The 22,134-nt window shown below is 61.4% G+C and carries 20 protein-coding genes; 9 read left to right on the forward strand and 11 right to left on the reverse strand.

The window, feature by feature from the left end; translation table 11 throughout:
• Positions 1 to 20 precede the first annotated feature (20 nt).
• Both mfd and ACJ8IP_RS01710 read right to left on the reverse strand, forming a co-directional pair.
• Complete coding sequence (gene mfd, locus ACJ8IP_RS01705) at positions 21 to 3,494, reverse strand: transcription-repair coupling factor (RefSeq protein ID WP_273974332.1); 3,474 nt, start codon at positions 3,492 to 3,494, stop codon at positions 21 to 23.
• 192 nt (positions 3,495 to 3,686) lie between these two features.
• Positions 3,687 to 4,292, reverse strand: coding sequence for a serine O-acetyltransferase (locus ACJ8IP_RS01710; protein ID WP_025302502.1), 606 nt, complete (start codon positions 4,290 to 4,292; stop codon positions 3,687 to 3,689).
• Between the two features lie 136 nt (positions 4,293 to 4,428).
• Between ACJ8IP_RS01710 and ACJ8IP_RS01715 the strand changes: the two genes are divergently transcribed.
• The 6 genes from ACJ8IP_RS01715 to cobB all read left to right on the forward strand — a co-directional run bounded on the left by ACJ8IP_RS01715 (position 4,429) and on the right by cobB (position 9,759).
• Complete coding sequence (locus ACJ8IP_RS01715) at positions 4,429 to 4,626, forward strand: hypothetical protein (RefSeq protein ID WP_139276940.1); 198 nt, start codon at positions 4,429 to 4,431, stop codon at positions 4,624 to 4,626.
• A gap of 87 nt (positions 4,627 to 4,713) precedes the next feature.
• Complete coding sequence (gene lolC / locus ACJ8IP_RS01720) at positions 4,714 to 5,916, forward strand: lipoprotein-releasing ABC transporter permease subunit LolC (RefSeq protein WP_116286402.1); 1,203 nt, start codon at positions 4,714 to 4,716, stop codon at positions 5,914 to 5,916.
• Positions 5,909 to 6,613: a lipoprotein-releasing ABC transporter ATP-binding protein LolD gene (gene lolD, locus ACJ8IP_RS01725; RefSeq protein ID WP_004941120.1), complete on the forward strand. Its 705-nt coding sequence runs from the start codon at positions 5,909 to 5,911 to the stop codon at positions 6,611 to 6,613. Before lolC ends, lolD begins: the two co-directional genes overlap by 8 nt.
• Positions 6,613 to 7,860 carry a lipoprotein-releasing ABC transporter permease subunit LolE gene (gene lolE / locus ACJ8IP_RS01730; RefSeq protein WP_004941124.1) on the forward strand — a complete coding sequence of 416 codons (1,248 nt, stop codon included), beginning with the start codon at positions 6,613 to 6,615 and terminating at the stop codon, positions 7,858 to 7,860. Before lolD ends, lolE begins: the two co-directional genes overlap by 1 nt.
• Positions 7,861 to 7,913: 53 nt before the next feature.
• The gene (gene nagK / locus ACJ8IP_RS01735) at positions 7,914 to 8,831 is read left to right on the forward strand and encodes an N-acetylglucosamine kinase (RefSeq protein WP_164106070.1); all 918 of its coding nucleotides are present in this window, start codon (positions 7,914 to 7,916) and stop codon (positions 8,829 to 8,831) included.
• A 91-nt stretch (positions 8,832 to 8,922) separates the two neighbouring features.
• The gene (gene cobB, locus ACJ8IP_RS01740) at positions 8,923 to 9,759 is read left to right on the forward strand and encodes a Sir2 family NAD+-dependent deacetylase (protein WP_046899329.1); all 837 of its coding nucleotides are present in this window, start codon (positions 8,923 to 8,925) and stop codon (positions 9,757 to 9,759) included.
• Positions 9,760 to 9,804: 45 nt separating this feature from the next.
• On the opposite strand, the gene potD is transcribed toward cobB, so the two are convergent.
• The 5 genes from potD to ACJ8IP_RS01765 all read right to left on the reverse strand — a co-directional run bounded on the left by potD (position 9,805) and on the right by ACJ8IP_RS01765 (position 14,112).
• A complete protein-coding gene (gene potD, locus ACJ8IP_RS01745) occupies positions 9,805 to 10,848 on the reverse strand; it encodes a spermidine/putrescine ABC transporter substrate-binding protein PotD (protein WP_033642768.1) in 1,044 nt (347 codons plus the stop codon).
• Between the two features lie 226 nt (positions 10,849 to 11,074).
• Positions 11,075 to 11,857, reverse strand: coding sequence for a spermidine/putrescine ABC transporter permease PotC (potC, locus tag ACJ8IP_RS01750; protein WP_033642769.1), 783 nt, complete (start codon positions 11,855 to 11,857; stop codon positions 11,075 to 11,077).
• Positions 11,854 to 12,714: a spermidine/putrescine ABC transporter permease PotB gene (gene potB / locus ACJ8IP_RS01755; protein ID WP_033642771.1), complete on the reverse strand. Its 861-nt coding sequence runs from the start codon at positions 12,712 to 12,714 to the stop codon at positions 11,854 to 11,856. Before potB ends, potC begins: the two co-directional genes overlap by 4 nt.
• On the reverse strand, positions 12,698 to 13,813 hold the full coding sequence (potA, locus tag ACJ8IP_RS01760; RefSeq protein WP_033642772.1) for a spermidine/putrescine ABC transporter ATP-binding protein PotA: 1,116 nt from the start codon (positions 13,811 to 13,813) through the stop codon (positions 12,698 to 12,700). Before potA ends, potB begins: the two co-directional genes overlap by 17 nt.
• A gap of 8 nt (positions 13,814 to 13,821) precedes the next feature.
• Positions 13,822 to 14,112 (reverse strand): hypothetical protein, encoded by a 291-nt coding sequence (locus tag ACJ8IP_RS01765; RefSeq protein WP_129993149.1) that lies wholly within the window; start codon positions 14,110 to 14,112, stop codon positions 13,822 to 13,824.
• Between the two features lie 57 nt (positions 14,113 to 14,169).
• On the opposite strand from ACJ8IP_RS01765, the gene pepT reads away from it, so the two are divergent.
• Positions 14,170 to 15,399 carry a peptidase T gene (gene pepT / locus ACJ8IP_RS01770; protein ID WP_033642773.1) on the forward strand — a complete coding sequence of 410 codons (1,230 nt, stop codon included), beginning with the start codon at positions 14,170 to 14,172 and terminating at the stop codon, positions 15,397 to 15,399.
• A gap of 91 nt (positions 15,400 to 15,490) precedes the next feature.
• A complete protein-coding gene (locus ACJ8IP_RS01775) occupies positions 15,491 to 16,579 on the forward strand; it encodes a malate/lactate/ureidoglycolate dehydrogenase (protein ID WP_072627794.1) in 1,089 nt (362 codons plus the stop codon).
• Positions 16,580 to 16,620: 41 nt separating this feature from the next.
• Here the strand turns inward: ACJ8IP_RS01775 and ACJ8IP_RS01780 are convergent, their stop codons facing one another.
• The 3 genes from ACJ8IP_RS01780 to phoP all read right to left on the reverse strand — a co-directional run bounded on the left by ACJ8IP_RS01780 (position 16,621) and on the right by phoP (position 19,961).
• Positions 16,621 to 17,742, reverse strand: coding sequence for a ribosomal protein uL16 3-hydroxylase (locus ACJ8IP_RS01780; RefSeq protein ID WP_004941161.1), 1,122 nt, complete (start codon positions 17,740 to 17,742; stop codon positions 16,621 to 16,623).
• 84 nt (positions 17,743 to 17,826) lie between these two features.
• Entirely contained in the window at positions 17,827 to 19,284 is a 1,458-nt protein-coding gene (gene phoQ, locus ACJ8IP_RS01785; protein ID WP_033652118.1) for a two-component system sensor histidine kinase PhoQ, read from the reverse strand.
• 5 nt (positions 19,285 to 19,289) lie between these two features.
• Positions 19,290 to 19,961, reverse strand: coding sequence for a two-component system response regulator PhoP (phoP, locus tag ACJ8IP_RS01790; RefSeq protein WP_004941169.1), 672 nt, complete (start codon positions 19,959 to 19,961; stop codon positions 19,290 to 19,292).
• Positions 19,962 to 20,339: 378 nt separating this feature from the next.
• Between phoP and ACJ8IP_RS01795 the strand changes: the two genes are divergently transcribed.
• Positions 20,340 to 21,359 carry an ADP-ribosylglycohydrolase family protein gene (locus ACJ8IP_RS01795; protein WP_072627764.1) on the forward strand — a complete coding sequence of 340 codons (1,020 nt, stop codon included), beginning with the start codon at positions 20,340 to 20,342 and terminating at the stop codon, positions 21,357 to 21,359.
• Positions 21,360 to 21,363: 4 nt separating this feature from the next.
• Here the strand turns inward: ACJ8IP_RS01795 and ACJ8IP_RS01800 are convergent, their stop codons facing one another.
• A complete protein-coding gene (locus tag ACJ8IP_RS01800; protein ID WP_047026255.1) occupies positions 21,364 to 22,128 on the reverse strand; it encodes a GntR family transcriptional regulator in 765 nt (254 codons plus the stop codon).
• Between the last annotated feature and the right edge of the window lie 6 nt (positions 22,129 to 22,134).

The following is a 22,134-nucleotide window of genomic DNA, read 5'->3' on the forward strand; positions in this document are numbered from 1 at the left end:
GCCACGGCGGGGGCGTTGGCTCAGGCCGCCAGCGTGTGTTTGCGGAACGCGTTCAGCAGCTCTTCGGTGAACGTCAGGCGTTTCTGGCGATCGGCCAGATCGAGCGTGAACTTCAGCTTGCTCGGGCCATCCAGGCGGTAAACCTGCGGATTGCCCTGCAACAGGCCGATCAGATAACCCGGGTCGACGCGGTTATTGTCGCCGAACTCGATAAAGCCGCCGCGCTCATTGCTCTCGATGCGTTTGATCCCCAGCTTCTGCGCATGCAGCCGCAGCGCTGCGCACTGCAACAGGTTACGTGCCGCGTCCGGCAGCTGGCCGAAGCGGTCGATCAGCTCGACCTTCAGCTCATCCAATTCACCGTCGTTCTTCGCGCTGGCGATGCGCTTATACAGCGACAGGCGGGTATTGACGTCGGGAATGAAATCTTCCGGCAGCAGCGCCGGCATGCGCAGCTCCACCTCGGTCTGGCTGTTGGTAAGATCTTCCAGCGACGGTTCGCGGCCGTTTTTCAACGCGTCGACGGCGCTTTCCAGCAGCTCCATGTAGAGCGAGAAGCCGACGGTGGTCATCTGGCCGCTCTGGTCTTCGCCCAGCAGCTCACCGGCGCCGCGGATCTCCAGATCGTGGGTCGCCAGCGCAAAACCGGCGCCGAGGTCTTCCAGCGAGGCGATGGCCTCGAGCCGTTTATGGGCGTCGGTGCCCATGGCTTTCGGGTTTGGCGTCAGCAGATAGGCGTAAGCCTGGTGGTGCGAACGCCCGACGCGGCCGCGCAATTGATGCAGCTGCGCCAGGCCGAAGCGATCGGCCCGCTCGATGATGATGGTGTTGGCGCTGGGGATATCGATGCCGGTTTCGATGATGGTGGTGCACACCAGCACGTTGAAGCGCTGGTGGTGGAAATCGTTCATCACCCGTTCCAGATCGCGTTCGCGCATCTGGCCGTGGCCGATGGCGATGCGCGCTTCCGGCACCAGTTCAGCCAGACGCTGCGCCGCTTTTTCGATGTTTTCCACGTCGTTGTAGAGGTAGTAAACCTGGCCGCCGCGCAGCACTTCGCGCAGGATCGCCTCGCGCACCACCAGGCTGTCGTATTCGCGCACGAAGGTCTTCACCGCCAGGCGGCGCGCCGGCGGAGTGGCGATGATCGACAGATCGCGCATGCCGCTCATCGCCATGTTCAACGTCCGCGGGATCGGCGTGGCGGTCAGCGTCAGGATATCGACGTCGGCGCGCATCGCCTTGATGCGCTCCTTGTGGCGCACGCCAAAGCGGTGCTCTTCATCGACGATCAGCAGCCCCAAATCCTTCCAGCGCAGATCGCTCTGCAGCAGTTTGTGGGTGCCGATGATGATGTCCACTTTGCCTTCGGCCGCGTCGTCCAGCACCTGTTGCTGCTCTTTGGCGCTGCGGAAGCGCGACATCATCTCGATGCGGATCGGCCAGGTGGCGAAGCGATCGCGGAAGTTGTCGAAGTGCTGCTGCGCCAGCAGCGTCGTCGGCACCAGCACCGCCACCTGCTTGCCGTTTTCCACCGCCAGGAAGGCGGCGCGCATCGCCACTTCGGTTTTGCCGAAGCCGACGTCGCCGCACACCAGGCGGTCCATCGCCAGCGGCTGGCACATGTCGCTCAGCACCGCGTTGATCGCCTGTTCCTGATCCGGCGTGGTTTCGAACGGGAAGCTCTGGCAGAACAGCTGGTACTGCTCGCGGTTGTGTTTGAAGGCGAAACCGGCCTTGGCGGCGCGCTGGGCGTAAATATCCAGCAGCTCGGCCGCCACGTCGCGCACCCGCTCGGCGGCTTTCTGCCGCGCGCGGGTCCAGGCGTCGCCGCCCAGTTTGTGCAGCGGTGCGTTTTCGTCCGCGCCGCCGGCATAACGGCTGATCAGATGTAGCGAAGAAACCGGCACGTACAGCTTGTCCTCACCGGCGTAGGAGAGGATCAGGTATTCGGCCTTGATGCCGCCAGCTTCCAGCGTGGTCAGACCGACGTAGCGGCCGACGCCGTGCTCCAGATGCACCACCGGCTGGCCGGGATGCAGCTCCGCCAGGTTGCGGATAAGGGTATCGGTGTTGATGGTGCGCCGGTTGTCCTGCCGGCGACGGCTGACGCGCTCGCCGAGTAGATCGCTTTCGCAGATCAGCGCCCGCCGGCGCAGGCCGTCGAGGAAGCCGTGTTCGGCGGCGCCGACCATCATGTAACGGCCCGCGGTTTCCGCCTGATCGAGTCGTTGGATCAAGGCAGGCGCCAGCTTGATGCGGCCGAGCAGATCCTGCAGCGTTTCACGCCGCCCCTCGCTCTCGACGGAGAAGATCACGCTGCCGTCAAAACTTTCAATAAAGCGGCGCAGATTATCCAGCGGGGATTTATGCTGCGCCTGCACCGCCAGATCGGGCAGGGCATGGTAATCCAGATTGGTATTGCCCGCTTTGGCTGGCAGCTCATCGGTTTTCAGCGCGATGCGCGGCCAGGCTTTCAGCTCGCCGAACAGTGCGTCAACGCGCAGCCACAGCGTATCCGGCGCCAGCAGCGGGCGCATCGGATCGACGCGGCGGCTTTCGAAACGCTGGTTGACGTCCTGCCAGAAGCGCTCGGCGGCGCCCTCCAGATCGCCGGTGTTGACGATCAGCGTATTGGCCGGCAGGTAGCTGAACAGCGACGGCAGCGGCTGGCTGAAGAACAGCGGCTGCCAGTATTCGATGCCGGCGGGCCAGGCGCTTTTGCTGACCTGCTGATAGATGTGCTCGGCGTCACGACGCACCTCAAACTGCTCGCGCCACTGGCTGCGGAACAGCTCGATGGCGTTTTTGTCGGTAGGGAACTCGTGGGCCGGCAACAGATTGATGGCCTCGACTTCGCTCAGCGTGCGCTGGGTGTCGACGTCGAAGATGCGCAGGCTGTCTATCTCGTCATCGAAGAAGTCGATGCGGTAAGGCTCATCGCTGCCCATTGGATACAGGTCGAGCAGCGCGCCGCGGGTGGCGAATTCGCCGTGCTCCATTACCTGATCGACGCTGCGGTAGCCGGCTTGTTCCAGCTGCGCGCGCAGTTTGTCGCGCGACAGGCGCTGGCCTTTTTTCATCACCAGCGCATGGCCGTGCAGGAATTCGTGCGGGCAGACGCGTTGCATCAGGGTATTGACCGGCAGAATGATCACGCCGCGCGCCATGGTCGGCAGGTGATACAGGCTCGACAAACGGTCGGAGATGATTTCCTGGTGCGGCGAGAAGCTGTCGTACGGCAGGGTTTCCCAGTCGGACAGGGTGGTCACCATCTGATCGGTGAACTGTTGGATCTCGTCGCGCAGCCGCAGGGCGTTTTGCATGTCCGGCGCGATCAGCATTACCGGGCCAGGGTGACGCTCGACGATCTCGGCGCACTCCACGGCGCAGGCCGCGCCGGTCAGTTGCCCCAGCTGGCGCAGATCGCCCGCGCGTTCGGGCAGAGAATAACGGGGGGATGAGGAACGGTTACGGCTATCGGAAGTGCTCATTCAGGTATCTTTAATCAATGTGTTGGATGGCGTCCCGGCACGGATAACCCAGCGCCTTTATGCTGTTTATAGTAGCCCAGCGGCCGGCAAACTGACACCGATAAAAGTGCCCTGTCTCGCAAGTTATTGGGTTGGCATTGCATGCAAGCGCGACGCCAAACAGGCGTCGCGAGGGGCGGAAACAGCGCAAGATTAGCGCTTCTGATATTCGTCAAACGACAGGTAATCCGTATTCAGGACAATCGACGCTTTGCGCGAAATGATTTTAGCCGGTATGCCTGCCACGATGCAGTTGGGCTCGATATCGCTGGTGACTACGGAGTTGGCGCCAATCGTCACATTGTCACCGATGGTGACCGGGCCAACGATTTTTGCTCCGGCGGCAATGGTGACGTTATCGCCGATAGTGGCAACGTCGTCCCGGCTTTTGAAGAGGTTGTTGCCGATGGTCACCCCTTGCAGGATGGTACAATTTTTACCAATTTTGACGTTGGGATGGATGACGATGCCACCGAAATGCGGGATAACCAGACCTTCACCGATGCTGGCCTGATGGGGAATTTCGATGCCATATTTTATTTGCAGGCGCTTCAGATTCTTTACCAGCAGGCGGAAGCAAATTCTCTCAACGATATTGCGTTTCCTGGAATGAAAATCACTGTGCAGCCTCAGCGTGAAAATATAGTTAAAGCCGATGTAGTTCTGTTGGAAAAGGGACTTGATTAGTCTTGCGACGCCGGACTTTCTGCTGGCGCGAAAGAAGTCGGCATAAATTTTATATTTTGTTTCCGTTCTCATTGATTGCCCTTGGGTTTAACCGATAACTATCATCAACTTCGTCAATGTTGGCAGATAGTAACATAGGCCGAAATCGCTGGCGATCCTGTGCGGGAGTCCCAGACTGAAACCCGTCGGATAACGGCATGTGCCAATAATGATGGAAAACGAGGGCGCGGCGGGTGCCCTGCGAGCGACAGGGGCAAATGCGATTTCGCAGGCGACACTGTCATTTTCAGAAGAAACTGAGGCGGACCGGCAAAAACATTTTCGGCGACTCACCAAAACAGTCAAGGGTAAACAAGGGGTTATCCGCGATGGAAATGCCACATGCACATCGATGCAAGAATCGTAAAAATCTTTATTTTTCATTTAATTGTTTTCACGGCGACGATATAATCCGTGATCACTTTGCTTAAGCCACGGCTATCAAACGGATTTCATGTATCAACCTGTCGCGTTATTCATTGGCCTGCGCTACATGCGCGGGCGAGCCTCAGACCGCTTCGGGCGGTTTGTTTCCTGGCTTTCCACCATCGGCATTACGCTGGGGGTGATGGCGTTGGTCACCGTGCTGTCGGTGATGAACGGTTTCGAAAAGGATCTGGAGAACAACATTCTCGGCCTGATGCCGCAGGCGTTGGTCACCAGTCCGCAAGGATCGGTCAACCCGCAGCAGCTGACGGCCTCCGAGGTGCAGAAGCTGCAGGGCGTCACGCGCGTTGCGCCGCTGACCACTGGTGACGTGGTGCTGCAAAGCGCTCGCAGCGTGGCGGTCGGGGTGATGCTCGGCGTGAATCCCGACGAGGCCGATCCGCTGACCCCGTATCTGGTCAACGTCAAGCAGCAACAGCTGCAGCCGGGCCAATACAACATCATCATCGGCGAACAGCTGGCGGGGCAACTCGGCGTCAAGCGCGGCGATTCGCTGCGCGTGATGGTGCCGAGCGCCAGCCAGTTCACGCCGATGGGCCGCATTCCCAGCCAGCGTTTGTTCACCCTCATCGGCACCTTCCACGCCAACAGCGAGGTGGACGGCTATCAGCTGCTGGTCAACCAACAGGATGCTTCGCGCCTGATGCGCTACCCGGCCGGCAACATCACCGGCTGGCGTCTGTTCCTGCAACAGCCGCTGACGGTCGATACCCTCAGCCAGCAGGCGCTGCCGGCGGGCACCGTCTGGAAAGACTGGCGCGATCGCAAGGGCGAGCTGTTCCAGGCGGTGCGCATGGAGAAGAACATGATGGGGCTGCTGCTCAGCCTGATCGTGGCGGTGGCGGCGTTTAACATCATTACCTCGCTCGGCCTGCTGGTGATGGAGAAGCAGGGCGAGGTCGCTATTCTGCAGACTCAAGGGCTGACCCGTCGCCAGATCATGTCGGTATTTATGGTGCAGGGCGCCAGTGCCGGCATCATCGGTTCGCTGCTCGGCACGCTGCTCGGCGTGCTGCTGGCCACCAACCTGAACAACCTGATGCCGATCCTCGGCGCATTGATCGACGGCGCTTCGCTGCCGGTGGCGGTCGATCCGCTACAGGTGACGATCATCGCCGTGGTGGCGATGGCGGTTTCCCTGTTGTCCACGCTCTATCCTTCATGGCGCGCTGCCGCCGTACAACCCGCTGAGGCTTTACGTTATGAGTAACCATCTTTTGCTGCAGTGTGACAACCTGTGCAAGACCTATCAGGAAGGCAACCTGCACACCGACGTGCTGCGCAACGTCAGCTTTGCCATGCAGCAGGGCGAGATGATGGCGATCGTCGGCAGCTCGGGTTCCGGCAAGAGCACCCTGTTGCACCTGCTGGGCGGGCTGGACTCGCCGACCTCCGGCGAAGTGATCTTTAAGGGCGAATCGCTGAACGCCATGTCTTCGGCGGCCAAGGCCGAGCTGCGCAACCGCCAACTGGGCTTCATCTATCAGTTCCACCATCTGTTGCCGGACTTCACCGCGCTGGAAAACGCCGCCATGCCGCTCTTGATCGGCGGCGCCAAACCGGCGCAGGCGCAGGAGAAAGCGCGGGAGATGCTGGCGGCGGTCGGGCTGGAAAAGCGCAGCAAACACCGCCCGTCCGAGCTTTCCGGCGGCGAGCGTCAGCGCGTGGCGATCGCGCGCGCGCTGGTCAATAACCCGGCGCTGGTGCTGGCGGACGAACCGACCGGCAACCTCGACAAGCGCACCGCGGACAGCATCTTCGATCTGCTCGGCGAGCTGAACGTGCGTCAGGGCACCGCTTTCCTGGTGGTAACGCACGATCTGCAGCTGGCCAAGCGCCTGAGCCGCCAGCTGGAAATGGCCGACGGCCACCTGCAGGCGCAGCTGACCCTGATGGGGGCCGAGTAATGGCGGGAGCCTCACTGTCCTTCCTGACGGCCCTGCGTTTTAGCCGCGGCCGTAAACGCGGCGGCATGGTGTCGCTGATCTCGGTCATCTCCACCATCGGCATCGCGCTGGGGGTGGCGGTGCTGATCGTCGGTCTGAGCGCGATGAACGGCTTTGAGCGCGAGCTCAAGAACCGCATTCTGGCGGTGGTGCCGCACGGCGAGCTCGAGCCGGTCAATCAGCCGTTCAGCGGTTGGCCGTCGATTCTGCAGCGGGTGGAAAAGGTGCCGGGCATCTTGGCCGCCGCGCCGTACATTAACTTTACCGGCCTGATGGAAAACGGCGCGCAGCTGCGCGCGGTGGAAGTCAAAGGCGTGGATCCGCAGCAGGAGAGCCGACTGAGCGCGCTGCCGCAGTATGTGCAAGGCGACGCCTGGGCCAACTTCAAGCCCGGCGAGCAGCAGGTGATCCTCGGCAAGGGCGTGGCCGACGCGCTGGGCGTCAAGCAGGGCGCCTATGTCACGGTGATGATCCCCAACAGCGACCCGGAAATGAAGCTGCTGCAGCCGAAGCGCATTCGCCTGCACGTGACCGGCATTTTGCAGCTCAGCGGCCAGCTCGATCACAGCCTGGCGCTGGTGCCGCTGGCCGACGCGCAGCAGTATCTCGACATGGGTGACAGCGTCACAGGCATCGCGCTCAAGATGAACGACGTGTTCGCCGCCAACAAGCTGGTGCGCGACGCCGGCGAAGTGACCAACGCTTACATCTACATCAAGAGCTGGATCGGCAAGTACGGCTACATGTACCGCGACATCCAGATGATCCGCGCCATCATGTACCTGGCGATGGTGCTGGTGATCGGCGTGGCCTGCTTCAACATCGTCTCCACGCTGGTGATGGCGGTGAAAGACAAAAGCGCCGACATCGCGGTGCTGCGCACCCTGGGCGCCAAAGACGGCTTTATCCGCGCCATCTTCATCTGGTACGGGCTGCTGGCCGGGCTGCTGGGCAGCCTGAGCGGCGTGGTGATCGGGGTGATCGCCTCGCTGCAGCTGACCAACATCATCCGTGGCATCGAGAAACTGGTCGGTCACTCCTTCCTGTCGGGCGATATTTACTTCATCGACTTCCTGCCTTCCGAGCTGCACTGGCTGGATGTGCTGATCGTGCTGGCGACCGCCATCGTGCTGAGCCTGTTGGCCAGTTGGTATCCGGCGAGGCGCGCCAGCCGCATCGATCCGGCGCGGGTGCTGAGCGGACAATAAAACCGACGGGGAGGCAGCGATGCCGCCCCGTTTTTTTAGCCTGGGGATGGGTTATGTACTACGGTTTCGATATGGGCGGCACCAAGATTGAGCTGGGGGTGTTCGACGACAACCTGCAGCGCATTTGGCAAAAGCGGGTGCCGACGCCGCGTGAAGATTACCGGCAGCTGCTGGCCACGCTGTGCGAGCTGACCCTTGAGGCGGATGCGTTTTGCGGCCGGCGCGGCAGCGTCGGCATCGGCATTCCGGGCCTGCCCAACGACGATGACGGCACGCTGTTTACCGCCAATGTGCCGGCGGCGATGGGGCGGCCGCTGCCGCGCGATCTGGCGGCGCTGATCGGGCGCGAGGTGCGGGTCGATAACGACGCCAACTGCTTTGCGCTGTCGGAGGCCTGGGACGACGAGTTCCGCCGCTACCCGACGGTGCTGGGCATCATCCTCGGCACCGGCGTAGGCGGCGGCCTGATCGTCGAGGGCAAGACGGTGCCCGGGCGCAACTATATCGCCGGCGAGTTCGGCCATTTGCGCCTGCCGGTGGACGCGCTCGAGGTGCTGGGGCGTGATGTGCCTCGCGTCGCCTGCGGGTGCGGCCATCAGGGTTGCATTGAAAATTACATATCGGGCCGCGGTTTCGAATGGATGTACGCCCATTTTTATGGCCGGTGCTTGCCCGCCACCGAGATCATTGCGCATTATCAGGCGGGTGAGCCGCAGGCCGTGGCGCATGTCGATCGCTTTATGGACGTGCTGGCGATCTGCCTGGGTAACCTGCTGACGGTGCTGGATCCGCACCTGGTGGTGATCGGCGGCGGGCTGTCGAACTTCGACGCCATTTACCAGGCGTTGCCGCAGCGGCTGCCGGCGCACCTGCTGCGGGTGGCTCGGCTGCCGCGCATCGAGAAGGCGCGCTATGGCGACGCCGGCGGCGTGCGCGGCGCAGCGTTCCTCAATTTGGCTCGCCCAACGTAATGGGCGTTGCGGCTAGGCGTGAATGTATACAGCTAACAACGCCGCAACGTCCAGTAAGAAGGGTAAACAGGGAAAAGTAAGGAGAGAGTTAATGCACACTCGCCATCGGCTGTGTCAGTTTCGCAAGAGTAAGCATGTGCTGCATCAGCGCTTTCGTTCACGCATTTTTCACCGTGACACCATGGCGGCGGCCGAGCTGAAAAAGCCGTTTGTGGTGGTGTTGACCGGGGCCGGCATTTCGGCCGAGTCGGGTATTCGCACCTTCCGCGCCGCGGATGGGCTGTGGGAAGAGCACAGGGTGGAGGACGTCGCCACGCCGGAAGGTTTTCAGCGCGATCCGGCGCTGGTGCAGGCGTTTTACAACGAACGCCGCCGCCAGCTGCAGACGGAGGACATTGCCCCGAACGCCGCGCACCGCGCGCTGGCGGATCTGGAAGAGTGGCTGGGGGACAACTTCCTGCTGGTCACGCAAAACATCGATAACCTGCATGAGCGCGCCGGCAGCAAGCGGGTGCTGCACATGCACGGCGAATTGCTGAAGGTGCGCTGCACCCAGTCAGGCCAGGTGTTCGAGTGGCCCGGCGATCTCAGCGTCGACGAGCGTTGCCACTGCTGCCAGTTCCCGGCGCCGCTGCGGCCGCACGTGGTGTGGTTCGGCGAGATGCCGCTGGGCATGGACGACATCTACCAGGCGCTGAGCAAGGCCGATTTCTTCGTCGCCATCGGCACCTCCGGCCATGTCTATCCGGCGGCCGGGTTCGTGCATGAGGCGCGGCTGGGCGGCGCCTACGCGATGGAGCTGAACCTGGAGCCGAGTCAGGTGGAAAGCCAGTTCGACGAGAAACACTACGGCCTGGCCAGCGAAGTGGTGCCGCGTTTTGTGCACAAATTCCTGGTGGGCAAGGTGGCGCGGGCCGATAAGCCCTAAAGACATCAGGGCGCAATGCGCGCCCTGATGGGATGGCGGGGCGTGTTAGCGCCCGGCTTTCAGCTTTTGGAAGTAGCTTTCGTACAGCGTGCTGGCGTCGCCGACGTCGTTTTGCCACTCGCCGTGCTCAATCACCGTTTTATCCGGGTAGAGAGACGGATCGTTGGCGATCTCCGGCGACAGCAGCTTCTTCGCCGCCAGGTTTGGCGTCGGGTAACCGATGGTTTCCGCCACCTGTACCGCGATTTCCGGCCGCAGCAGGAAGTCGATCAGCTTCAGCGCCCCCTCGACGTTGCGCGCGTTGGCCGGAATGGCCAGGCTGTCCATCCAGAAGATCCCGCCTTCCTTCGGCCAGACGATCTCCAGCGGCGTGCCGGCCTGGCGCGCCACGAAGGCCGAACCGTTCCACACCATGCCGACGTTGACTTCCCCTTCCATAAACGGGTTGCCCGGGTTGTCGGAGTTGAAGGCCAGCACGTTCGGCATCAATTTTTGCAGTTCGCGGTAGGCGGCTTCAATCTCTTTCGGATCGGTGGTGTTGCCGGAATAGCCCAGCTTGAGCAGCGCCATCTGGAACACTTCGCGCGCATCGTCGGTCAGCAGCAGGCGGCCTTTGTACTGCGGCTGCCACAGATCGGCCCAGGAGGTGACGGTGGACGGATCCTGCGCGTCGCTGTTAACGCCGATGGCGGTGGCGCCCCAGATGTAAGGGATGGAGTAGTCGTTGTTGGGATCGAACGGCTTGTTCAGCAGGGTAGGATCAAGATCCTTGAAGTGGCTGAGCTTGCTCTTGTCGATTTTTTGCAGCATGCCTTCCTTGCTCATCTTGGCGATGAAGTAAGTGGAAGGCACCACCAGATCGTACGCGCCGTCTTTGTAGGTCTTCAGCTTGGCGTACATGCTTTCGTTGGATTCATAGGTGGAATAAATCACCTTGATGCCGGTTTCTTTGGTGAACTGCTCCAGCAGCCCCGGCGGGACGTATTCAGTCCAGTTATAGAAATACAGCGTTTTGCCGTCAGAGGCGTTTGCAGAGCAGAAACTCAGCGCCATCATCCCGGCTGCGAGCAGATGTGACCACTTTTTCATGCAGCGTATCCTTCAGCAGTAGTGAGCCGAACCCGTATGAGCCGCCGTTTTCGGCCGCGCCATACCCCAGAAAGGGGCCATTATAGGGGCCGGGGCGGGGTGGGTAAAGGCGGTTATCCCAGCGGCAAATCAGCGGGTTAACCGAGTCAGGGCCATCACCAAAGGCCGCTTTCATATCATTGTGGTCAATGAAAGAGACGGGCGCCGCAGCGCCCGGCGGGAAGGATTACTCGGCCTTGGGCGAGCGATCGCGCATCACCCACTGGCTGGCGATCACCAGCGTCAGCGACAGCAGCAGCAAAATGGTGGCCAGCGCGTTAACCTCCGGCGAGACGCCGACTTTCACCATCGAATAGATCTTCAGCGGCAAAATCTCGTAGCTCGGCCCGGTGACGAAGGAGGAGACGACCACGTCGTCCATCGACAGGGTGAAGCTCAGCAGCCAACCGGCCGCCACCGCCGGCATCGCCAGCGGCAGGATGATTTTGCGCAGGATGGTGAACTCGCTTGCGCCGAGATCGCGCGCGGCTTCCAGCATCTTCACGTCGAAGCCTTTCAGGCGCGCGTAGACGGTCACGACCACGAACGGCAGGCAGAAGGTGATGTGCGAGAACAGCAGCGACCAGAAGCCGAGCGAAATGCCCAGCAACATGAACAGCACCAGCAGCGAGATGGCCATCACGATGTCCGGCGACATCATCACCACAAACAGCATGCCGCCGACGAACGGTTTGCCGCGGAAGCGGTAGCGGTACAGCGCCACTGCGGTCAGCGAGCCGATCAGCGTGGCGAAGGTGGCGGAGAGCACCGCCATGGTCAGCGAGTGGCCCGCCGCCTGCAACAGGCTGTCGTTGTTGAGCAGCGTGCTGTACCACTTGGTGGTGAACCCTTGCCAGTTGATGCCAAAGCGCGAGGCATTGAAGGAGTTGACGATCAGGATGACGATCGGGATATACAGATAGGCGTATACCAGCGTCATAAAGCCGCCGCGCAGCAGACGTCCGATCATGCCAGATCCTCCTTCTTGTTCAGCAGGCGGGCGGCCCGGTAATAGACCAGCAGCAACAGCCCCATCACCAGCGTCAGGCAGATGCTGGTGGCCGCGCCGAACGGCCAGTCGCGGATATTGAGGAACTGGCTTTTAATCACGTTGCCGATCAGCAGGTTTTTGGCGCCGCCCATCAGATCGGCGACGAAGAACAGCCCCATCGCCGGCAGCACCACCAGCAGGCAGCCGGCGATAATGCCCGGCATGGTCAGCGGCACAATGATGCGGATAAAGGTTTGGAGCTTGCTGGCGCCGAGATCGCGCGCCGCCTCCAGGCAGGATTTATCGAGCTTTTCGATGCTGGAGTAGAGCGGCATCACCATAAACGGCAGCAGGATATACACCAGGCCGAGGATCACCGCTTCCGAGGTGTACATGATGCGCAGCGGCTTGTCGATAACGCCGATCCACAGCAGCGCGTCGTTGAGATAGCCGCGGGTGCTGAGAAACAGCTTCAGGCCGTAGATGCGGATCAGCGAGTTGGTCCAGAAGGGCACGATCAGCAGAAACAGCAGCAGCGGCCGCACCTTCTGCGGCAAGCGCGCCAGAATAAAGGCGAACGGATAGCCGATCACCAGGCAGCACAGGGTGGCGATCAGCGCCATGTTCAGCGAGTGCAGCAGCACCTGGGCATACAGCGGATCGAACAAGCGCCGGTAGTTATCCAGCGTGAACACCATCTGCACCAGGTTGGCGTCATCACGGGTCAGGAAGCTGGCGCCGATGATCATCAGGTTCGGCATGAACACGAACAGCAACAGCCAGGCGACGACGCCGACGATCACCACATTCTGGAAGACTTTACGCGATTTCTTCATCGGCCAGCACCACCTCCCAGCTTTCGACCCAGGTCACCGCCATCTTCTGATTGAGCGAGTGATCGACGTCCGGATCGTCTTCGTTGAAGAACTCGCTGACCATCACCGTTTTGCCGTTCTCCAGCTCGACCACCGATTCCAGCGTCATGCCTTTGTAGTTGCGCTCACGCACGTAACCGATCAGCCCGTCGTGCTGCGCGCTGTCGTTCACTTCTTCCACCCGCAGATCCTCCGGGCGCAGCAGCACCTTCAGCTTTTGGCCCGGTTCTACCGGCAGATCGGCATAGATGTCGCACTCGCGGCCTTCCACGTTGGCGCGCACCCGCTGCGGATCGAGGCGTTGCAGGACCACCGCGTCGAAGATGTTGATCTCGCCGATGAAGCTGGCGACGAACAGGTTTTTCGGCTCTTCATAGATCTCACGCGGCGTGCCGTCTTGCTCGATGCGGCCTTCGCGCATCACCACGATGCGATCCGACATGGTCAACGCTTCTTCCTGATCGTGGGTGACGAACACGAAGGTGATGCCCAGCTTGCGCTGCAGCGCTTTCAGTTCGTTCTGCATCTGCTTGCGCAGCTTGTAGTCCAGCGCCGACAGCGATTCGTCCAGCAGCAGCACTTTCGGCTTGTTGACCACCGCGCGGGCGATGGCCACACGCTGCTGTTGGCCACCGGAGAGCTGGCCCGGCCGCCGCTTGGCGAAGGCATCCAGCTGCACCATGCGCAGCGCCTCTTCGACGCGCGGCGTCAGTTCGGCCGCCGGCACCTTTTGCATGCGCAGGCCGAAGGCGACGTTGTCGAACACCGACATGTGCGGAAACAGGGCATAGCTCTGAAACACGGTGTTGACGTGGCGATGCTCGGCCGCAATGGCGGTAATGTCCTGGCCGTCGAGCGCGATGCGGCCCCGATCGGCGTCTTCCAGACCGGCAATCAGGCGCAGCACCGTGGTTTTGCCACAGCCGGAGGGGCCAAGAATGGTGAGGAATTCGCCGTGATTAATCGTCAGATCCAGATCGGCAATGATGGTTTTGCCATCGAACGCTTTGCTCAGGGCATGCAGTTCAACAAGGGGGGCTCGAGAGGATGTCTCAGTCATTTATCGTCTTACTCTATCCCGTGGGCTAATGCAGATAGAACCGCAACTGGAAAAGACTGCCGGAGCTTGCGGGCAGGCCCGCGATTCAAAAGAAGCTCAAACCAGTTGCGCCAATGGAAATTTTTCGAGCGCGCATGATAGACGCTGAATGCCGGAATTGAAAGCCGATCCGGCCCAGATGCCGCGTTTTTCATCATGATAGCGACAAATGACCCTGTGATGACAGCGTTATTTCCCTCTGAAATCATCACAAAGATTAATGATATTGGCGAATTCTGGTTAAAAATGACCTGACGCAATATTTGATCCTGATCGGTTCAGCATAATGAAACGCGATATTCTGAGGGGCCGCTACCATGGATAAATTACTTGACCGCTTTTTCAACTACGTCTCTTTTGACACCCAGTCCAAAGCGAACGTAAAGCATGTGCCGAGCACCGACGGGCAGTTGAAGCTGGCGCGTGCGTTGCAGCAGGAAATGATCGCGCTCGGCTTCGAGCGGGTGTCGCTCAGCGAGCACGGCTGCGTGATGGGCACCTGGCCGGGTAACGTCGCCTGGCCGGTGCCGGCGGTCGGTTTTATCGCCCATCTGGATACTTCGCCGGATTTCAGCGGCAAACACGTCAATCCGCAGATCGTCGAGAACTATCGCGGCGGCGACATTGCGCTCGGCATTGGCGATGAAGTGCTATCGCCGGTGATGTTCCCGATCCTGCACCAGATGTTGGGGCAGACCCTGATCACCACCGACGGCAAAACGCTGTTGGGCGCCGACGACAAGGCCGGCATCGCCGAGATCCTCACCGCCATGGCGCGCCTGCGCGCGCGCAAAATCCCGCACGGCGACATCCGCGTGGCCTTCACCCCGGATGAAGAGGTGGGCAAGGGGGCGCAGCTGTTCGACGTGGCGGCCTTCAATGCCGAATGGGCTTACACGGTGGACGGCGGCGGCGTCGGTGAGCTGGAGTGCGAAAACTTCAATGCCGCCTCGGTGACGATCAAAATCCTCGGCAACAGCGTGCACCCCGGCAGCGCCAAGGGCGTGATGGTCAACGCGCTGTCGCTGGCTACCCGCATTCATCAGGCGCTGCCGGCGGACGAAACGCCGGAGACCACCGAGGGTTACCAGGGCTTTTACCACCTCAGCAGCATCAAGGGCAGCGTGGAACGCGCCGAAATGCACTACATCCTGCGCGACTTCGAGCGCGAGGGATTCGAGGCGCGCAAACGCAAGATGGTGGAGATCGCCCGCGAGGTCGGCAAAGGCCTGCCGCGCGATTGTTATATTGAAGTCAGCATCGAAGACAGTTATTACAACATGCGCGAACAGGTGGCGGAGCATCCGCACGCGATCGCGCTGGCGCAGCAGGCAATGCGCGACTGCGACATTGAACCGGTGATGAAACCGATCCGCGGCGGCACCGACGGCGCGCAGCTGTCGTTCCGCGGCCTGCCGTGCCCGAACCTGTTCACCGGCGGCTACAACTACCACGGCAAGCACGAATTCGTGACGCTGGAAGGCATGGAGCAAGCGGTGGCGGTGATCATGCGCATCGCGGCGCTGGCCGCCGAGCGGGCGCGGTAAAACGGGACGCTTGCGATTATCATAATCGCTTGCCGCAACAAGGCGTTGCTCATAGTGTGGAAGTCCATTCCCCACGCATAAGGACCGCATGATGAGCACCGAATTCCGCATCGCCGGCTCGCATTTGACGCAGTTCGTTCAGGCGATTTGGCGCCAGGCCGGCAGCACGGCGCGCGAAGCCGAGCTGGTGGCCGATCACCTGGTGCAGGCTAATCTGGCCGGGCACGATTCGCACGGCGTCGGCATGATCCCCAGTTACATGGCATCGCTGGCGCAGGGGCAGTTGCAGCTTAATCAACATGCCGAGGTGGTGCGCGACGCCGGCGCGGTGCTGACGCTCGACGGCGCGCGCGGCTTCGGCCAGGTGGTGGCCAGCGAAGCGATGGCGCTGGGCATTGAGCGCGCCGGCAAACTGGGCCTGGCGGCGGTGGCGCTGCACAACGCGCACCATATCGGCCGCATCGGCCATTGGGCGGAACAGTGCGCCCGCGCCGGTTTTATCTCGATTCACTTCGTCAACGTGGTGGGCGATCCGATGGTGGCGCCGTTCGGCGGCAGCGATCGCCGCTTCGGCACCAACCCGTTCTGCGCCATTTTCCCGCGGCCGGGCCGCACGCCGCTGCTGTTGGATTTCGCCACCAGCGGCATCGCCTTCGGCAAGACCCGGGTGGCCTATAACAAAGGCTTGTCGGTGGCGCCGGGCTATCTGATCGACGAACACGGGCAACCCACCACCGAACCGAAGGTGATGCACGAAGCGCCGTTCGGGTCACTGTTGCCGTTCGGCTTGCACAAAGGCTATGCGTTGGCGGCGATGTGCGAGATCCTCGGCGGCGCGCTCTCCGGTGGCCGCACCACCCACGACGCCACGCTGAAAGCCGACAGCGACGCCATCTTCAACTGCATGACGACCCTGATCCTCGATCCTCAGGCCTTCGACGCCCCGCAAATGCAGGCCGAGGCCGAAGCGTTTATCGGCTGGGTGAAGGCGTCGCCGCCGAGCGGCGAACAGCCGATCGCCGTTCCAGGAGAATGGGAAGAGGCCAACCGCGCGGCGCGGCTGCAGCAGGGCATACCGATAGACGCCAATACCTGGCGGCAGATTTGCGCGGCGGCGGAGCAGGCGGGCATGGCGAATGAAGCGCTGGCCGGTTTTCGCGCGCAGGCGCGGCAGGCATAAAAAAAGCCACCCGATAGGGTGGCTTGTTCGCGTACTCGCAATCAGTCGTTAAAGTACCAATAGCCGCTGTTGACCAGCGCGGTCAGCAGCGCCAGGAATGACGGGTCGTCCACCGCGTCGCCGAGCAGGGCGGCGTCGACGCTGAAGTGCTGGCACAGGGCGTCTGCGGCCTGCAGCTGGTCGGTGTCGATCAGTTCGCCGTTGACGAAGCAGCGATCGCCGACGCGCAGCACGCGCAACCCGCCCAGGCGCTGCAGCGCTTCACCCTGTTGCAGCAGTTCGTAGATTTCCCCGGCCTGATACGGCGGCTCCGGCGGCGCCAGATCCAGCTCGTGGCGCGATTGGGAGATAAACTCGCCGAACCAGTGCTGGAAGTGTTCCGGCTGTTGCACCAGATCCAGCATCATCTGCCGTAAGGCGTCCACTTCCTGCGGCAGGATCTCCGCCGGGTGTTCGCGCAGTTTAACGTCCGGATCGCCGTAGCGTTTGCTGCCCAGCTCGCGCGCCAGCACGTAATCGGCGAAGCCGCTCACCAGCTCGCGGCCGTTCGGCGCGCGGAAGCCCACCGAGTAGTTGAGCGCGTTTTCCAGCGCGTAGCCTTCATGCGGGAAGCCCGGCGGAATGTAGAGAATGTCGCCCGGCTCCATCTCTTCGTCGATGATGGCGTCGAACGGCTCTACCTGCAGCAGATCCGGATGCGGGCAGTGCTGTTTCAGCGGCGTTTTTTCCCCGACTCGCCAGCGGCGGCGGCCAGTGCCCTGAATGATGAACACGTCGTACTGATCGAGGTGCGGGCCGACGCCGCCGCCCGGCACCGAGAAGGAGATCATCAGGTCATCCATCCGCCAGTCCGGCAGTTGGCGGAACGGGCGCATCAGCGCTGCGGAAGGCTCATGCCAATGGTCCACCGCCTGCACCAGCAGCGACCAGTTGTTTTCGCTCAGGTGATCGAAGCTCTCGAAGGGGCCGTGCGCGACCTGCCAACGGCCGTCCTGGTGGCTGACCAGGCGGCTGTCCACTTCGTTTTCCATCGCCAGCCCGGCCAGCTCATCCGGGGAGATCGGATCGATAAAGTTTTTGAAGCCGCGCTTCAGAATCACCGGACGTTTTTGCCAATAACGTTGCAAAAAATCGTTCCAGTCCAGGTCTAATTGATAATCCATGTTCTATTCCAGGATAGAGAAGTGAGCCTGAGTGCGATTATAACGGAAGTTTGGCCCCGTGGATCGGGGCCGCAGAGGCATAATTTACTCGTTGTGGTGGGTATCGTGCTGGCGGGCGAAGGTGACCTGCATGCGCGCGCCGCCGAGCGGGCTGTCGCTGATGACGATTTCGCCGTCGTATTGCTCGATGATCTCCGCCGCCACCGACAGGCCAAGGCCCTGACCGGGACGCAGGGTATCCACCCGCTGGCCGCGCTGGAAGATCAGCTGGCGCTTGCTTTCCGGGATGCCCGGGCCGTCGTCGTCGATGACGAGGATGAGGTTTTTCTCGGAGTGCAGCGAGGTGATTTCCACGAACTCGAGGCAGTATTTGCAGGCGTTTTCCAACACGTTGCCCATCACTTCCATAAAGTCGTTCTTCTCGCCCATAAAGGTCACTTCCGGCGAGATGTCCAGCGTGATCACCACCCCTTTACGCTGATAAACCTTGTTCAGCGCCACCACCAGGCTGTCGAGCAGCGCCGGCACCGAGTGGATCTCGCGCGTCAGCACCGTCTGGCCGGAGTTGATGCTGGCCCGATGCAGGTAGTAACCGATCTGCTGAGAGATGCGCCCGATCTGATCCAGCATGATCGGCTCGGCTTCTTCGATGGTGGTCTGCTTGCCGCTGCGCAGCGAGCGCAGGGTGCTTTGCAGCACCGCCAGCGGCGTTTTCAGGCTGTGGGTCAGATCCGACAGGGTGGTGCGGTATTTGGTGTAGCGCTGGCGTTCGTTGCGCACCAGAATGTTCAAATTGCGCACCAGGCCGCGCAGTTCGCTGGGCGGGTTCTCATCCAACTGATCGCGTTCGCCGTTCTCCAGCTCGCCCACCTGATTGACCAGCGCCTTGATCGGTCTCAGGCTCCAGTAAGCCGCCAGCCACAGCAGCGGCACCACCAGCAGCAGGTTGGCCAGCAGCACGTAGCTGAACCACTCCCACACCACGTCGGAGCGCTGCAGCTCCTGCGGAATGCTGTCGACCACCACGATGGTCAACGCCGGCAGCCGCGCCGTGGCGGCATAGGTATTGACCGCCACCGAGTGCGTCAGCGCGTTCTGATCGGTATCGTCATAATTCTTCAGCTGATCCTGCGCTTTGGGGTTGTCCCCCAGCACTTCGCTACTGATGCGGGTATCGGTGTCAATTTCGTAGAAGCCGGACTCTTCCAGCCATTCCTTGTTGATCAGCTTCTCCAGCTCCGGCACTTTGCGCTGGCTCCACAGCAGGTTGCCTTTATCGTCGTAGATAAACACCAGCGTGGGAAAATTGAGATCGATATCGGGAGGAATGGCGATGGTGAGCTTGTTGTCTTTCCACTGCGCCAGGCTGAAGAACAGGTTGCTTTCGCCGCGCAGCAGGCGGAAGGCGGTCTTGTCGAAGCTGACGATGTAGCCGACGACCGCCACCAAACCGTAAGAGAGCGACAGCGCCAGGATCACCCCGGCGGTCGCCATCAGAAAGCGGGCGCGCAGCGAAAACGGTTTTTTATTCTTGTTGAACATCATGTTCACTTCGCGTCAAAACGATAGCCCTGGCCACGTACCGTGGTGATCACTTCATGCGGGTATTCCGCCTGCACCTTCTTGCGCAAGCGGCCCATCAGCACGTCGATGGTGTGGCTTTCGCGCAGTTCGGCGTCCGGGTAAAGCTGCAGCATCAACGAATCCTTGCTCACCACCTTGCCGGCGTTGCGGATCAGGGTCTCGATGATGGTGTATTCAAAGGCGGTCAACTTGATCTGTTGATCGTTGACGCTCAGTTCGCGGCGCGACAGATCGATCTGGAACGGCGGCAGCACGATCACCTGCGATGCCAGGCCGCTGTTGCGGCGCATCAGCGCCTGCATGCGGGCGATCACTTCTTCCAGGTGGAACGGCTTGGTGACATAGTCGTCGGCGCCGGCTTCCAGCACCGCCACTTTGTCCTGCCAGCTTTCGCGGGCGGTCAGCACCAGGATCGGCAGCTTGGTCTGGTGCGCGCGCCAACGGCGGATCAGGCTCAGGCCGTCTTCGCCCGGCAGGCCGAGATCGACGATGGCGATATCCGGCGCATGCTCCTGCAGGAAATAATCGGCTTCCTTGGCGTCTTCAGCCGCATCGACCTGATGGCCCATCTCGCGCATCTGAACGGAAAGGTGGTGGCGCAGCAAACCATTATCTTCAACAACCAGTACTCGCATGGCGAACTCCTGTGACTGTGCGGGTGAATGTCCTGTCACCCACGCGATAAAAGGGAACACGCTCTGCGGCGTGTCAGGGGATAACGCGGCCACCTGAACCATTTTGGCAAAAAATGCTGAGGTTATGGTAGGTATAACCCGCCCGGCCCGCAAGAGAGCCGAAGCAATGTATTAAAATAAGCGTTATCAATTTGTTCGCCGACATTATCGACAAGCTCTGATAAACGTCGGATAAACAGCGGCGGGGCAACGTTAAACGCAACTTAAACGCGTCGGGCATTGCCGCGAAAGGAAAGTGTGAACCGGAGCGCTTGATAAGCTTTAAAGGTACTAATAAGGTATTATTGAGGTATCGGCATATTTTCTCAGGAGCGATGGATGAAGCAATTAACCCAGGCAGAACGCATAGCGGGCGCATTTTACGGACAGATGTTGGGCGACGCGCTCGGCATGCCTTCCGAGCTGTGGCCGCGCGAGCGGGTTAAGCGCCACTTCGGCTGGATAAACGGCTTCCTCGATGGGCCGGCGGAGAACTCGGCCGCCTGTTACTTCAAGGCCGGGCAATATACCGACGATACCTCGATGGCGTTGGCGCTGGCCGATGCGCTGCTGGAAGCGGAAGGCGAGGTGGTGCCAGAACTGATCGCCCGCAACGTGATCCGATGGGTGGACAGTTTTGACGCCTTCAACAAGAACATTCTCGGCCCCAGTTCCAAACTGGCGTTGAGCGAGCAGAAAGCGGGCACGCCGATCGCCGCGTTGGAAAACAACGGCATCACCAACGGCGCGGCGATGCGCATTTCGCCTTTGGGTTGCGTGCTGCCGTCTGCGCCGCTGGAGGGGTTCTGTCAGCAGGTGTGGCTGGCCTCCAGCCCGACGCACAAATCCGACATCGCCGTCGCCGGTGCCGTGGCGATCGCCTGGGCGGTTTCGCGTGCGGTGGAGGGGGCGGACTGGGCCTCGATTCGTCTGGCGTTGCCGGGCGTAGCGGAGTATGCCCAGCGCCGTCAGGTGACGACGTTCAGCCCTTCGCTGGCGGCGCGCATCGAGTTGGCGTTTCAGGTGGTGGATGAGGCGGCCGATCCCGAACAGGCATCCGAGCGGATATATCAACTGATTGGCGCCGGGGTGAGCACCATCGAGTCGGTGCCGGCGGCGTTGGCGATGGTGCAGTTGGCGCAAACCGATCCTACCCGTTGCGCCGTGCTGTGCGCCAACCTGGGGGGCGATACCGACACCATCGGCGCGATGGCCACCGCTGTCTGCGGCGCGCTGCACGGCGCCGAAGCGATGGATCCTGCGCTGCTGGCGCAGTTGCAGCGGGTGAATCCACTGGACGTCGAGGCGTATGCCCAGGCGTTCGTGCGTTTTCGCCGCCGTCGGCAGGGCGAGGCGTAACGGATCAGCTTTCGCTGGTAAATTCGTACATGTCGCTGCGGCAGAAGCTTTCGCTGTATTCGATAGGCTTCTTGCGGTGGTCGAACAGCGTCTGGCGCACGATCAGCAGCGGCATCGGTTCTGATAATTGCAGCGCCCGGCGGATGTCGTCATCGGCCATGGCCGCGCTGACCTGGCTGCGCAGCGATCCCATCTCCACGTTACTTCGGCGGAAGTAGTCATAGAGCGAGATGCCAATCTCGTCGACGTTGGCAATCGCCGCCGCCACCACGTAGGACACCGCCACCGACATCGGCTGCCGATCGAGAAAGTGGATACGTTTGAGTTGATAGATCGGCGTTCCGGTCGCCAGCTGGAGCTTTTCCGCCAGTTCGGCGCTGGCCGGTACCCGTTCACGGCTGAGCCATTGCGTGTCCGGCCGGCGCCCTTGTTGCATCACCTCGCGCGAGAACCCTTTGACGTCCGCTAATGAATAGCGCAGCTTCGGCGCGGGCCGTTGCGCCTGGATGAAAGTGCCGTAACCGCGTGAACGGCCGATGATGCCGTCTTGCTCGAGACAGGCCAGCGCTTTGCGCACCGTGATGCGCGAGATGCCGAGCCGTTCGGTAAACAGACGCTCGCTGGGCAGGAAATCCCCCGCGTTCAGCAATCCTTGCTCGATGGCCTGGCGCACCGAGGCGTTAAAGCGCAGATACAGCGGCATCGCGCCCGCGCTGGCCAGATCCTGCAGCAGTTTTTCCAGCAGACGCTGGTTGGTCTCCTTGCTCATAGCCGA

Origin of the sequence: Serratia sp. CY52157 (assembly GCF_052168495.1) — a bacterium.
GTDB classification, from domain to species: Bacteria; Pseudomonadota; Gammaproteobacteria; order Enterobacterales; family Enterobacteriaceae; genus Serratia; species Serratia ureilytica.